We start from the raw sequence: 13,536 nt of genomic DNA on the forward strand, positions 1-13,536 counted from the left end.
GAATCGCCGGATCTGATGCCTTTCGACCACCGTCAGCTGCGCGACAAGTGGTATAGCGCCGGTTGGTACTCCGACCGCACCTGCCTGGACGCCTTCGAAGCGGGGGCGGTCGAGCACAAGGACGTGCCGTTGACTTTCATCATCGGCGATTCGGTGTCCAGTCCGACGGTATGCGAAATCCACGACCGGGCCGTGGCGTTGGCGGCGTCGTTGCAGCGGCTGGGGGTGCGCGACGGCGACGCCGTCGCGGTACAGCTGACCAATCGTGTCGAGTGTGCAGTCGCTTATCAGGCGGTGTTGTTGTGCGGGGCAGTGCTGGTGCCGATCGTGCACATCTACGGTATGGCCGAGGTGGCCTTCGTTCTCGACCAGTCGGCTGCAAAGGTACTGATCATGCCAGAGCGGCACGGATCGATCGTGTATAGCAAAAGGCTGCAAGATCTTTCGCGGATCGACTCACTGCAGCATGTCGTCATGCTAGACGCCGAGTCGGGCGAGGGCTATCTCGCGTGGTCGCAACTGGACACATCCGCCGCCCGGTACCGGCGCCCCGCAGTGGCCGCCGACGATATCTGTCTGCTGCTGTACACATCGGGCACCGCGTCGGCGCCTAAAGGTGTACAGCACACCCACAACACGGTTCTCGCCGAGCAGAGAACCATGCCGGCGCTGCTGGCCGGTAAACCCGACGACGTGTCGCTGGTGACCTTTCCGCCGGGCCACATCGCGGGCGTCGGGTCGATGCTGCGGCCGTTGCTCAGCGGCGCCCGGACTGTCTTCATGGATGGTTGGGACCCGGCGCAGGCGGTCGAGGTGGTGCACCGTTTCGGCGTGACCTGCACTGCGGGCACACCATTTCACCTCGCGGGCATCCTTGATCTGGGTGACACCGGAGACAAGCTGGCAAGTCTGCGGGAGTTTCTGGTCGGCGCCGCACCGGTCGCCGAGGAGATCGGCCGGCGTGCTGCGCAAGCGGGGATCAGCACCTTCCGCAGTTACGGCGCCACCGAACATCCCACCATCACCGGCGAACACGAGGGACAGCCGCAGTGGGCCCGGCTGAGTACCGATGGAAAACCGCTCCCGGGCTCAGAGATTCGCATCGTCGGGTCCGACGGCGCGGACTGCCCGATCGGGATAGATGGCGAGGTCGTCGTGCGCGGTCCCGATCAATTCGTCGGCTACCAGGATTACGCTTTGAACGCTGAGGCGTTCACTGACGACGGTTGGTTTCGCACCGGCGATCTCGGGCACCTTGACGCCCACGGCAGATTGACCATCACCGACCGGATCAAGGACGTCATCATCCGCGGTGGCGAGACCATCTCCTCGGGTCAGGTCGAAGAGGTGCTCAACGCACACCCTGCGGTCGCCGACGGTGTTGCCGTCGCAGCCCCGGATTCGCGTTACGGCGACGTGGTCGCCGCGGTCGTGGTGCTCAAACCCGGGTATGCGCTCAACCTCGACGACCTGCGGGCCCACTTCGCGGCATCCGGGCTGGCCCGGCAGAAGACCCCGGAACGTCTCGCCATCGTCGACGAGCTACCGCGCACGTCGTTGGGCAAAGTGCGCAAAGCGCAACTGCGCAGTGACCACTTCGGCGCCGCTGGGCGTTAGTGTGACCGGACCCCGAAGTCGATGTCCGCAATGCCGGAGAACGGCGTGAAGCCGGCCTTGTCCAGCCATGACGGCGCTGCCTTATGTCCCGGTTCGGGGCGTGCCCAGTCCACCCAGGAGCCCCAGTCCTCGCGGCGCAACTTCTGTTGCAGCGTTTGCGGATGTGCGTCGGCGGCCGTGGCATAGCGCTTCGCGAATTGCTTCATCTCGGCCGGAATCCAAACGTCCTCCTCGGAACGCCACTTACCGCCGCCGGCATACTCGATGAATTGATACGAGGGGAAGTCGATGGGCGCCCCGCCCGGCTCCGGGTTGTCGGCACGGTTGACCACCTTGTACGCGACGCGGGCGCCGTCGACGACGTACCAGACGAGCGGGCTGTAGACCTGCGGTGCCGCTCCCATCGTCCCCTCGAGGAACTTGGTGATCTCCGCCGGGCCGGTGAACGTTCCGTAGAAGTGGTCGAAGTACGTCGCGTCTTCGGTGAACAGGTGTGCCCAGGCGTGCCAGTCCTCGAGTACCGGCCCGGTCATGAAATACCGCCGGAACTCCCGCTCGACCTCTTCGACGTCCGCCGTGGTTTTCATCCTCCGAGCCGCAGGCCCGTGTTTCGGGTGCCGAACACGTCGGTGGCCATGATGGCGCCGAGTTTTTGTGCATCCCAGCGCTTTTCGCCATTCGAGACAGACGCGACGGGGTGCCAGCCCTTCAGGAGCTGGAGATGTTCGCCCATCGCACGGATCACTTGACCGCTGACGTGGCCGGCCTCGGGGCTGGCCAGCCAGGCCACCACCGGCGACCCCAGTGAGGGGTCCTTGGGGTCGAACTCGTCCTCCGCGCGCTCGTCGGGCTCGATCGGAGCCTGCGCGCCGGGCATGGAGGCCGACATCCGGGTGCGCCCACCCGGGCTGATCGCGTTGACGGTGGCGCCGATCGACGCCAACTCCAGGCTCAGTGTCTGGGTCAGACCGACGATTGCGGCCTTGGCCGCGCTGTAATTGGTCTGCCCGAAGTGGCCGTGCAGACCGGCGCCGGAGGTGGTGTTGATGATTCGGCCGTAGACCTTTCCGCCGGATTCCTTCGATTCCGCGCGCCACTTGCGAGCGACCGCGCGGCTGGTGAGCCAGCTACCGCGAACGTGCACCCGCATCACCAGGTCGAAATCGTCGGCGGTCATGTTCCAGATCGCCTTGTCGCGAACGATTCCTGCGTTGTTGACGACGATGTCCAGCCGCCCCAGCTGCGAGTAGGCACGCTCGACGGCGAGGTCGACCTGCTCCTCGTCGCCGACATCGCTGAAGTCGGAAACAGCGGTACCACCGCGGCTTTCGATGATCGCCACCACCTCGTCGGCCACCTTGCCGGTGCCCTCGCCGGACAGGCTGGTGCCGAGGTCGTTGACGATCACGGTGGCGCCGTGCTTGGCGAGTTCGAGAGCGTGGCCCCGGCCGATGCCGTGCCCCGCCCCGGTCACCAGGGCGACTTTGCCATCGAGCAGTCCGGTCATGGGTTCTCCTCGCTAGGTGTGAAGACTGTCAGATAGGGGCTGTCGGGATCGGTGTCGTCGACCGGGCGGAAGACGGCGGTAACCGGCATTCCGACCCGAAGGTCGTCGAAGTCCGCGCCTTCAATCGTCGTCATCAGCCGAGGGCCTTCGGTCAGTTCGACGAGCGCGGCGACATACGGCACTCGCTCCTTGAACGGCGCCAGATCATTCACGTAGACAGTCGAATACGTGTAAAGGGTTCCAGTTCCGCTGGCCTGTACGGGCGCAACGTCCTCGCTCCAGCAGAACGGGCAGAACGGGCGGGGGTAGTGATGGACCTTGCCGCACGCTGAGCATTCGGCGATCAACAATTGACCCTGCCTGGCGGCCTCCCAGTAGGGAGCGCTTGCCGCGTCGATGGTCGGAATGTCAGCGCGAGCCACCTTTACCACCCGGTGAACTCGGTCGGTCGTTTCTCCACGAACGCCTGCACGCCCTCGGTGGAGTCGTGTGAATACGACTGGATCTCCTGTGCCATTGCCTCCGCGACGAATGCACCGGAGCGGTCGGTGTCGGGTGAGTCGTTGAGCAGCCGTTTGGTGAACGCGATCGCGGAGGTCGGCGCTCCGGCCAGCCGGCCGGCGAAGTCGGCGACCGTAGCGTCGAAGTCGGCGGCGCTGACCACCCGGTTCACCAGACCCAGCGTGAATGCTTCGGTGGCTGAGAGCTTTTCGCCGAAGAACGCCATCTCCTTGGCTTTCTGCATGCCAATGCGGCGGGGCAGTAGATAACAGCCGCCGCCGTCGACAACCAGCCCACGCTTGACGAATGACTCTGCGAAGTAGGCGTTTTCGGTAGCGATCACCAGGTCGGAGGCGTACACGACGTGGGCCCCTAGGCCCGTCGCCGCACCATGCACTGCGGCAATCACCGGTTTATTGCAGTCCAGCACGCTGGCCACCAGCTTCTGGGCGCCGTTCATGATGCGCCGGGTAGGCTCCAGCACTCGCTTCTGGCCCCGCGCGCGCCGTTCGGCGAGCGATCCAACGTCGGCGCCGGAGCAGAAGTGCTTGCCGTTGGCCCGCAACACCACCACACGTACCTTCTCGTCGGCGTCGGCGGCGGCCAGTAGCGCGATGAGGGCATCGCGGTCGTCGGGACGTACCGCGTTGGCGGCTTCGGGCCGGTTCAGGGTGATCGTCAAGACGCCGTCCGCGATGTCGGACAAAACTGCTGCCTGCGTGTTCATGGTGTGTACGTGGCCTTCAGGTGTTTGATGCCGTTAACGAAGTTCGACCTCAGCATGACCGGTTCGCCCGCGGCGGTGATGTCAGGGTAGCGCGCGTAGAGCATCTGGAATGCCACGTTCAGCTCAAGCCGGGCCAGGTGCGCACCCAGGCAATAGTGCGGTCCCGGGCCGCCGAAAGCGATGTGGTTGTTGGGTTTCCGCGCGATGTCGAAGCGCTCCGGCTGGTCGAAGACCGCGGGGTCGCGGTTGGCGGCGGGATACCAGACCACAACTTTGTCGCCGGCGTTGAAGGTGTGGGTGACCTCGCCGTGGGCGTCGGTCAGCGTCACGCCGTCGCGGGTCACCGTACGGCGAAAGTGGATCACCGGGCTGGCGTATCGCAGGATCTCCTCGACCGCGGTGGACACCATGTCGTCGTAGTTCGCCAACAGTCGGTCGCGCTGCTCGGGGTGGGCGCTGAGAATGAGCAGCCCGTGGGTAAGTGCATTGCGGGTGGTCTCGTTGCCCGCGCCGATCAGCAGGATGAAGAACTTCGCCAGCTCCTGGGGTGTGAGGTTTTCTTCGTCGGAGTTGACCAGTTTGCTGATCACGTCGTCGCGGGGATGGGCGATGCGGTCCTCGGCGATGCCCTTGAGCAACTCGATGAGCTGCTCGCTGATCTCGGTGACCGCGGCTCCGATGCCCGCGACGGTCTGGTCGGGTACGTACTCGGGGTCCGAGGCGCCGAGCACGATGTTGGTCGCCCGCAGGATGAACTGTTCGTGTTCGCGTGGAACGCCGAGCATGGTGTCGATAATGCGCAGCGGCAGCAGCGTGGCGAACGAAGAGACGAAGTCGCACTCACCCGTGCGCGGCATCTCCTCGAGGATCTCGGCGGTGGTCTCTTCGACCAGGCCACGCAGCTCGGAGAGTATGCGGGGGGTGAAGCCCCGCGAGACAATCTTGCGCAGCCGCATGTGTTCGGGATCGTCCATGTCGATGATGGAGCCGCGGTATTCGCGCATCTCGGCGGTCTGGTCGAAGATCTGCGTGCCCTGCCCGGAACTGAAGTCGCCGGGGCGGCGGCTGATGTCGACGACGTCGCGGTGGGCGCCGATCGCCCAGAACCCGCGGGGCCGCGGCGAGTCGGGTCGGTTGGTGCGGACGAACACCGGGCCGCCGGCCTCGCGAAGGCGCCGGTAGAGCTCGCTCCGTTCAGCCGGACGCTCCTGCCACCACCGCAGATCGATCAGTGGTGCGAACTGCTGCTCGTCGGTGTCGATCGCGCTCACAGCACCCGATTCTGGCACCCATGTCACTTATAGGCAATGCCGGGGTGCTAGATCAGATCGGGCAATGTCTCAATATTTATTCGCTCGCGGCACGAGTTATCTAACGTTAGTGTCACTGCAAACGGAGGAACGGAGAAGAGCACATGACTTTACGGGTCGGCATCATCGGCGTCGGGTGGGGCGCACGTGTGCAGGTGCCCGGTTTCCGGGCGGCGAAGGGCTTCGAGCCCGTCGCGCTCTGTGCGCGTACACCCGATCGGCTGGAGCGTGCGGCGGCCAAACTGGGCATCGAACAGACCTCCACCGATTGGCAGTCTTTCGTTACCCGCGACGACCTAGACGTCATCTCGGTCGCGACTCCCACCGTGCTGCACCACGAAATGACGATCGCCGCACTGGCGGCGGGTAAGCCGGTGTTGTGCGAGAAGCCGCTGGCGGGCGACCTCGAAGCGGCCCGCCACATGGTGCGTGCTGCGACCGATTCCAAGCTGCCCACCGCCTGCTGTTTCGAAAACCGGTGGAACCCGGACTGGTTGGCAGTCGCCGACAAGGTGCGCTCGGGCTTTCTCGGTTCGCAGTACCTCGCCCGGGTCAGTCGCAGCGCGTCGTATTGGCATCCGAGTCATCCACTGCAGGCACATTGGATGTACGACCGCGAGCAGGGCGGCGGCTATCTGGCCGGCATGCTGGTGCACGATCTGGACTTCCTGACCAGCCTGCTCGGCCGCCCGGTGTCGGTGTGCGCGGAGGTGCGCACCAGCGATCCTGTCCGCGAACTGCCCGACGGGGGGACCCTACCGGTCACCGCCGATGACACCGCGGCACTGCTGATGCGTATGGAGTCGGGGGTGACCGTCATTTTGAGCCTCTCCGTTATGGGCGCCCACGCCGATCACTACCGCCTCGAATTGTTCGGCTCCGATGGCACCATCATCGGCGACGGCGACTTGCGTTCCGCGGCATACAGCCTCGGCGCCGCCACCGATGCGGGATTGAGTCCCCTGACGGTGGATGAACGCGAGCCCGCGCACCCCGAGCGGTTGCCCGGGGGCCTGGCGGGTCACGCCAGCAGGGCTATGGCGCTGATGCTGCAGGACTGGCTGCCCGCGTTCGACGGTGGTCCCAGCGGCGCGGCTACCTTCGAGGACGGGCTGTTGTCGCTCGCGGTGATCGACGCCGCGCACCGCTCCGCCGAAGGCGGAGGGTGGGAGCAGGTGCAGGTTTGAGATGTGCGACTAAAAATAGGCTTCACCTCGACGGTGGCGCGACCCGAATGAACTGCGTCAAGAGTGAACAACGGCGCGGCTTGCAACGTCGTGATCGCCTGCCGTTGGCTCCGACGATGTGATTGATCGTCAAGCGCAGAGGGCTGTAGTCGGGACGTAATCAGTAGCGGAAGGGAAGTGCCCAATGAGAGGCGGACCGTCGATCAAGCATCTCGACGACGTACCGGCTGAGGAGATGCTGCGTTATGAGTTCGCAGATGGCCGTACGGCGTCGATATGGGAGAAGTGGATTGAGCTGTCTCCCCGGTACTTCGCGTTCTGGAACAAGTGGGACCCGGGGGCCATCTCCTCGCAGCACGGTCACACCGGCGATCACAGCAATTTCATCCTGGCCGGCGAGATCCGCTGCGGCGACGTGGTCGCCCGCGCAGGCACGCACATCATGCTTGAGTGGGGGGACGTATTCGGACCTTGGGAGGCCGGCCCGCAGGGGTGTGAACTGTATGGGTTCATCGCCGGTGAGGGACAACCGTTCGGCGGCGATACCGCCGCGTACGAGGCACTGCTCGAGGCGCGTGGCGCCCGGTCGGTACCGTTACCGATGCCAAAAAATCTACCGCCGTGGATACGTGCCAAACTGGGTGCCTCATTCACCTCATCGATTACCAACTGGGTGGCGTCGACCTGAGCCGCGCGGGTGTAGCGCCCGGTCGTCGGGTTAGTTGAGGGACGAGCCGGCATCAACCGTCACGTGCCGGCCGGTTATCGCTCGCGATTCGTCCGCCGCCAAGAATGCCACCGCGGCGGACGCATCCGTGTCAGCCCAGGTCGTAACAGGCCATGACATGGTGGAAAGCGACGCCGCGCCAACGCGATCAACGTCGAGCATGACGGGCCGATACAGCCGTCCGGCGTAGCCAGAGTCGTAGCCGTTCTCCGAACCGCTGGCGGTATTCACCCGAATACCAAGTGGCGCAAGCTGTTTAGCTAGCATCTGCACATACTGCGAAACCATCGACTGCGCGAGTTCATACGCCGCCCCGCCGGGTCCCTGCGGCCGATCGTGGAGAGGTCCTTGCGCCGACGATGAGGGACCAGAAGCGATAAGGGACGCGCCTTCGCTCAATCGTGGCATCGCGGCGCTGAAAGTGTTTACCACGCCGAGAAAGTCGACGTCGAACGTATCGATGAAGGCCGCGATCGGGGCTTCCGCCCGAGTTGGGGCGATGGCGGCGCTCGCGACGACGACGTCGAGCGCGCCGAGTTGCCGTACCGCGGTGTCGACTGCGATCTCCATTTCGGTTCGATCGCAGACATCGCAGCGGTACACCGCCGCTCGTCGGTCGAGCTTCTCGATCATGCAAGCGGTGCGGTCGAGGTCTTCGCTAGTGGCGAGCGGATAGTCACACGAAGGGATGTTGTCACACAGATCTACCAACATGATGTCTGCGCCTTCGCGGGCCAAACGTAGCGCGTGGCTTCGACCCCGTCCTCTGGCTGCACCGGTCACGAGCGCCACCTTGCCTGCCAGACGTCTGCTGATCATGTCGCTCCTCCCCAGAGCCATCCCGCGGTCGCGAGCGTCCCGGCAGTGTCCACGCACTTCAGCCGAGGAGATGACATCTCGCTTCCTTTCTCACGCTGCACTCGGTCGATGTGCCGCCAGATCGTCCGGTCACGTGCCCAGCGGACCTCGTATGTGAGACCGCATCGCCTCAGCCGAGTGATCCCTCGGCGGGCGGATAAATCAGTACGCCACGGATATTGGCGCCGGCGTGCATGTCGGCGTAGCCGTCGTTGACCTTCTCCAGGGGGTAGGTGCGGGTGACCATGGATTCGAGGTCCACCTGCCCGGCGCTGTACAACTCGAGGATCTTAGGGATGTCGGCACGGGGATTGCCCGAGCCGTAGAGGGTTCCGACAATCTGCTTCTCGGTCAGGGTGAGGTCCATCAGATTAGCCCGGATCTCCCGTTCCAGCATTGGGTGGATGTTGGTGACCACCAGCCGGCCACGCTTGGCCGTCATGGCCAGCGCCTGGCCGACCAGTTGGCCGTCACCGACTCCCATAGCACAGATGAACTTGTCTACGCCGCGGTTCCAGGTAGCTTCGGCAACAACGGCTTTCGCCTCGTTCCAGTCGGCCGCGGTATGAGTGGCTCCCATCTTGACCGCTTCGGCCCGTTTGTACTCCGAGGGGTCGATGACGGTGATGGTGCGGGCACCCGCGAGCCGCGCGCCCTGGACTGCCGCGGCGCCGATGCCACCGACCCCGGCGATGGCAACGGTGTCGCCCGGCCTGACGTTGGCGGCATAGACCGATGATCCCCAACCGGTGATGAAGCCGCAGCCCAGAAGACAGGCCAGGTCGAGGCGATAGTGGTCCGGGATCTTCACGCAACTGGCCTCGTGCACCACGGTGTGGTGGGCAAACGAGCCGATACCGCAGGCCAGCGCGAGGTCGTCGCCACCGAGATGGTGGCGAGCGGTGCCGTCGTGAATCTGCATGCCCGAGTAGATCTTTGCGCCGAGGTCGCACAGACTCTGGTGGCCCGTCGAGCACGACGGGCACCGTCCGCACGACGGGATGAAGCTGAACACCACGTGGTCGCCCGGCGACAGCCACGACACGTGCTCACCGACGGCCTTGACCACGCCCGCGCCCTCGTGCCCGCCGATGCAGGGCAATCGGATCGGCATGTCGCCGGTGACGAGATGGTCGTCGGAGTGACACATGCCCGAAGCGTGTAGTTCGATCAGCACCTCGGTCGCCTTCGGCGCGTCGAGCTCGATGGACTCGATGGACCAGGGTGTGTTGCGTTCGAACAAGACCGCTGCTTGAGTCTGCACTGGAATCCCTTCCGGCTCAACGGATGATGGCTTGATGCTCGACAAACCCGGCGATGCCCTCGGGGCCCCCCTCGCGGCCGATGCCGGACTGCTTGAATCCGCCGAACGGGCTGGCGAAGTCGAGCACGGCGGTCGAGTTGACGGCCACGGAACCCACCAGCAGCTGGGCCGCCACCGCCGCCGCCCGTTCCGTGTCGGCAGACCACACCGCGCCGACCAGCCCGTACCGGGAGTCGTTGGCGATGGCCACCGCCTCAGCGACGTCGTCGGCGCCGGTGTCGTCGTAGGCGATCACGACCGCGACCGGTCCGAAGACCTCTTCGCGGGCGATCTCCATGTCGTTGGTCGCGGCGACGACCGCGGGAGAGAGGAACCACCCTGGACGGTTGGGCCGCTCGCCGCCGACCAACACGGTGGCGCCGTCCTGCCGCGCGCGCCGCAGGAACCCCTCGACCCTGTCGCGCGCAGCCTCGTTGATCAGCGGACCGATATCGGTGACCCGGTCGGCGGGATCCCCGACGATCAGCTCGGCGACGGCGGCCGTCAGTGCGGCCACAAATTCGTCGTAGCGGCTGCGCGGCAACACGATTCGCGTCAGAGCGGCGCACAGCTGACCGTTGTTGCCCATCACGCCGGCGACCAAACCCGGCACCGTCGTCTCAAGCGGCGCATCGGGCAGCACGATGGCCGCGGACTTGCCGCCCAGTTCGGTGCTGCAGCGGCGGATTCGGGAGCCACACGACGCTGCGATCCTGGCACCGACGGCCGTCGAGCCGGTGAAGCTGACCTTGTCGACCCCCGGATGTTCGGTGAGCAGCTCGCCGGTTTCAGCGCCCCCGTTGACGACGTTGACGACTCCGTCGGGCAGTCCAGCTTCCTCGATCGCCTCCATCAGCACGCCGAATTCGAGCGGGGCATCGGGCGCCGGCTTGAGCACCACTGTGCACCCCGCCGCCAGGGCGGGGCCGAGCTTTAGCGCTGCGATGAACAGCGGTGTGTTCCATGGCACGATGGCGCCGACCACGCCGACGGGAAGCTGACGCACCTCGACGGTGCCGCCCGTCACCGATGGACGGGTGGTCGAGAAGGGATAGTGCGGGGTGATCGACGCGTAGGCGCGCAGCACGCCGACCGCGGTGATGACCTGACCGAAGGTGCTCCAGGATCGCGGCGAGCCGATCTCCGCGGTGGTCAGGTCGGCCAGTTCACCCTTGCGGGCGCTCAGCGCGTCGGCGAGTCGCCCCAATGCGGCACCGCGATCGGCAGGAGCGACCCGCCCCCACGACTGCAGCGCGCCGCGGGCGGCGGCGACCGCGGCGCCCACGTCGTCGGGGCCGGCAATACCGACGGTGCCCAGCAGCTCGCCGGTGGCCGGCGACGTCACATCCAGTGTTCCGGCGTGCGCGCCCGACACCCATTTGCCTGCGGCATAGCTTGCCGCCAACTCCACCATGGGCACCGATTCTGGCAGCAATGTCATCTTTGGACAAGCAGTCCATTGGCTACGAAGCGACGATTTAGTTTCAGGTCTTCACTTTTTCTGACAGTATTGGTCACTATGACTGCATCGCCCGATAACGACGCCGACGGTAATTCCGGACGGCCGTGGGACCTGGTCGTGGAGCAGGGCAAGGTCGCCGAGTTCGCTGAGGCCATGTTGTGCGACGATCCCGCCTACCGTGGTCCTGACGCGATCATCCCGCCGACATTCCTGACGACCGCAGGCCGCTGGGCCCCGGCCGGTGTCCGGGTTGACGTGGGTTTCGACCGCAAGCGCTTGCTGCACGGCGAACAGGAATACACCTTTCACTCCGCCCCGCCCGCGGCCGGTGACGTCCTGACCGCACGGGAGAGGATCGTCGACCGGTACTCGAAACCGGGCAAACGTGGGGGCACGATGCGTTTCGCCACCGTGGTTACTGAGTACCGCGACGCCGGCGGAGCGCTCGTCGCCGAGGCCAAAGCCACCTTCATCGAGACGGCCCCCCGATGAGTCCCGGCGACGGCGCAGGCGGACAGACCACGACGACCACCGCATTGCGTGTCGGCGTGCAGGCGCCGGTCCGCGAGTTCGGACCACTGACTCGGCAGATGTTCGTCCGCTACGCAGGCGCGTCCGGTGATTTCAACCCCATGCATTACGACGATCAACTCGCGCGTTCCGCCGGCTACCCTTCGGTGTTCGCCCAGGGCATGTTCTCCGCGGCGCTACTGGCCGGGTTCGCCACCGATTGGCTGGGCGCGGGCAGCGTGCGCCGTTTCGGCGTCCGCTTTCGCGAGCAGGTCTGGCCGGGCGACGTGTTGACCTGCTCGGGCACCGTGACCGCCGTGTCGGCGGAGCCTGACGCCGAACGGGTGATCGTGGAGTTGACCGCTACCCGGCAGACGGGCGGCGTCGCGATCACCGGCACCGCCGAGTTCGTCAACCCGCGGAACGCCGCTCGATGCGGCGCGGGTGACGCGGATCGGCCATAGGCTGGAAACATTATGTCCGAAGCCTCGATCGTCCGCCGGGCCAGCTACGGCCCCTCCAGCCCCGCAGTGGGCGCTCGCGGTGCCAACACCCGGGGCCGTATCGCCGAGGTCTCGCTGGAGCTATTCGGCCGGGTGGGCTACTTCGACACCTCGGTCGACGCGATAGCCAAAGCGGCAGGGGTGTCCCGGGCCACCCTGTACCAGTACTTCAAAGGCAAGGACGAGATCTTCCTGGAGCTGCTCAACGAATGCGGCAGCGCGTTGTTTCGGGTGGCGCGTCGCATCGGTCCGCTCGGCCCGGACGAGGTCGGCTTCGACAATCTGAACTGGTGGCTAGGGGAGTGGAGTTGGGTGTTCGACAAATACTCCACGATGTTCGTGCAGTGGACGGCGATCGCCTCGTCGGACACCAAGGTGCGTCCCGAAATCACCCGGTTTGTACGCGGTTATAACCACCGCCTCGCGGAGCGGCTCGCCGGCTCGGGCCTCAACGGCCTGGACCCGGAGGTCGCGGCCATGGCGATGACCGCGCTGGTGCACCGCATCAATCTGTTCGTACATACCGACCGCGCTTATGGCCGTAGCGCCAAGGATGCGGTCGACACGTTGTCGGTATTCCTGCAGCTGATGTTGTTCCCTGACACCCCACGATCGGTGCTGCGGTCACTGTCTTTGCACGCCAGCACGGATCCGGCGGCCGACATCGACGCCCTCAAGGCACCTCCGGCCCCAGACATCGCGGGGCTCTCGATCAGCGAGCGCACCACCAGCCTCAGTAAGCGCGCCGTCACCACCGTAAATGCTTTGGCCGATGCCGGCGCAGCCCAGTTCCGCGCCCGGGGCTATCGCAGCACCAGTGTCGATGACATTGTCGAGGCGGCCAACGTGGCGCGGGGCACGTTCTACAAGTACTTCAGCGACAAGCAGGATCTGCTCGCCGCCGTGGCCGCCGAAATTTACGGGGCCGGAACGGCATTCGCCCACCGGATCGCCGACGTCGACCCAGTGGCCAAGAAGTCGACGCTGCGGCACTGGCTGCGTACCTACGTCGAGTTCTACGACCGGTATTCGGGATGCATCGAAGCGTGGGTCGAAGGCGCCACCGACGACCCCACCATCGTGAGCATCGGGGAGAACGGCCAGGTGCAGATGGATATCGGCGCGGCCAGGATGCTGATCCGCGGACCGGGTCGGTATCCGTTCGACCCGGTGGTCTCCGCACTGATCCTGCGTGCGCTCGTCACCCGGGTGCCGCAGGCCGCTCTCGATCTGCCCGAACCGATTGACGCCGACGAGCTCGTCGATGTGTTAATGACTTGCATCAACCGCGGATTCTTCGGACGCGCGAAGTAGATCGAGTCCT

The 13,536-nt window shown here is 65.6% G+C and carries 14 protein-coding genes; 6 read left to right on the top strand and 8 right to left on the bottom strand.

Annotated features, from left to right (window positions below; all coding sequences use genetic code 11):
- Positions 1–15 precede the first annotated feature (15 nt).
- Positions 16–1,617 (top strand): AMP-binding protein, encoded by a 1,602-nt coding sequence (locus U8D42_RS28140; protein WP_014379539.1) that lies wholly within the window; start codon positions 16–18, stop codon positions 1,615–1,617.
- Here the strand turns inward: U8D42_RS28140 and U8D42_RS28145 are convergent.
- The 5 genes from U8D42_RS28145 to U8D42_RS28165 are packed head-to-tail and all read right to left on the bottom strand — an operon-like array spanning position 1,614 to position 5,623.
- Complete coding sequence (locus U8D42_RS28145) at positions 1,614–2,204, bottom strand: nuclear transport factor 2 family protein (RefSeq protein WP_009953854.1); 591 nt, start codon at positions 2,202–2,204, stop codon at positions 1,614–1,616. The genes U8D42_RS28140 and U8D42_RS28145 overlap by 4 nt on opposite strands.
- Positions 2,201–3,124: an SDR family NAD(P)-dependent oxidoreductase gene (locus U8D42_RS28150; RefSeq protein ID WP_009953855.1), complete on the bottom strand. Its 924-nt coding sequence runs from the start codon at positions 3,122–3,124 to the stop codon at positions 2,201–2,203. Before U8D42_RS28150 ends, U8D42_RS28145 begins: the two co-directional genes overlap by 4 nt.
- A complete protein-coding gene (locus U8D42_RS28155; RefSeq protein ID WP_009953857.1) occupies positions 3,121–3,555 on the bottom strand; it encodes a Zn-ribbon domain-containing OB-fold protein in 435 nt (144 codons plus the stop codon). The genes U8D42_RS28150 and U8D42_RS28155 overlap by 4 nt, the downstream gene beginning before the upstream one ends.
- Positions 3,549–4,352, bottom strand: coding sequence for an enoyl-CoA hydratase/isomerase family protein (locus U8D42_RS28160; protein WP_014379541.1), 804 nt, complete (start codon positions 4,350–4,352; stop codon positions 3,549–3,551). Before U8D42_RS28160 ends, U8D42_RS28155 begins: the two co-directional genes overlap by 7 nt.
- Entirely contained in the window at positions 4,349–5,623 is a 1,275-nt protein-coding gene (locus tag U8D42_RS28165; protein ID WP_009953860.1) for a cytochrome P450, read from the bottom strand. The genes U8D42_RS28160 and U8D42_RS28165 overlap by 4 nt, the downstream gene beginning before the upstream one ends.
- A gap of 143 nt (positions 5,624–5,766) precedes the next feature.
- On the opposite strand from U8D42_RS28165, the gene U8D42_RS28170 reads away from it, so the two are divergent.
- Together U8D42_RS28170 and U8D42_RS28175 are read left to right on the top strand one after the other, a co-directional pair.
- Positions 5,767–6,849 (top strand): Gfo/Idh/MocA family protein, encoded by a 1,083-nt coding sequence (locus U8D42_RS28170; RefSeq protein WP_009953861.1) that lies wholly within the window; start codon positions 5,767–5,769, stop codon positions 6,847–6,849.
- 184 nt (positions 6,850–7,033) lie between these two features.
- Entirely contained in the window at positions 7,034–7,537 is a 504-nt protein-coding gene (locus U8D42_RS28175) for a hypothetical protein (RefSeq protein WP_011724946.1), read from the top strand.
- Between the two features lie 30 nt (positions 7,538–7,567).
- On the opposite strand, the gene U8D42_RS28180 is transcribed toward U8D42_RS28175, so the two are convergent.
- The 3 genes from U8D42_RS28180 to U8D42_RS28190 form a co-directional block, all read right to left on the bottom strand.
- A complete protein-coding gene (locus U8D42_RS28180) occupies positions 7,568–8,395 on the bottom strand; it encodes an SDR family oxidoreductase (protein ID WP_224112183.1) in 828 nt (275 codons plus the stop codon).
- Between the two features lie 169 nt (positions 8,396–8,564).
- On the bottom strand, positions 8,565–9,698 hold the full coding sequence (locus tag U8D42_RS28185; protein ID WP_009953864.1) for an NDMA-dependent alcohol dehydrogenase: 1,134 nt from the start codon (positions 9,696–9,698) through the stop codon (positions 8,565–8,567).
- A gap of 16 nt (positions 9,699–9,714) precedes the next feature.
- A complete protein-coding gene (locus tag U8D42_RS28190) occupies positions 9,715–11,178 on the bottom strand; it encodes an aldehyde dehydrogenase (RefSeq protein ID WP_009953865.1) in 1,464 nt (487 codons plus the stop codon).
- A gap of 78 nt (positions 11,179–11,256) precedes the next feature.
- Here U8D42_RS28190 and U8D42_RS28195 point away from each other — a divergent pair, with 78 nt between their 5' ends.
- The 3 genes from U8D42_RS28195 to U8D42_RS28205 are packed head-to-tail and all read left to right on the top strand — an operon-like array spanning position 11,257 to position 13,526.
- Entirely contained in the window at positions 11,257–11,691 is a 435-nt protein-coding gene (locus U8D42_RS28195; protein ID WP_009953866.1) for an FAS1-like dehydratase domain-containing protein, read from the top strand.
- Positions 11,688–12,173: a MaoC/PaaZ C-terminal domain-containing protein gene (locus tag U8D42_RS28200; RefSeq protein ID WP_009953867.1), complete on the top strand. Its 486-nt coding sequence runs from the start codon at positions 11,688–11,690 to the stop codon at positions 12,171–12,173. Before U8D42_RS28195 ends, U8D42_RS28200 begins: the two co-directional genes overlap by 4 nt.
- Before the next feature lie 12 nt (positions 12,174–12,185).
- A complete protein-coding gene (locus tag U8D42_RS28205) occupies positions 12,186–13,526 on the top strand; it encodes a TetR/AcrR family transcriptional regulator (protein ID WP_011724949.1) in 1,341 nt (446 codons plus the stop codon).
- Positions 13,527–13,536: the final 10 nt, after the last annotated feature.

Origin of the sequence: Mycobacterium europaeum (genome assembly GCF_034555895.2) — a bacterium.
GTDB lineage: Bacteria > Actinomycetota > Actinomycetes > Mycobacteriales > Mycobacteriaceae > Mycobacterium > Mycobacterium europaeum.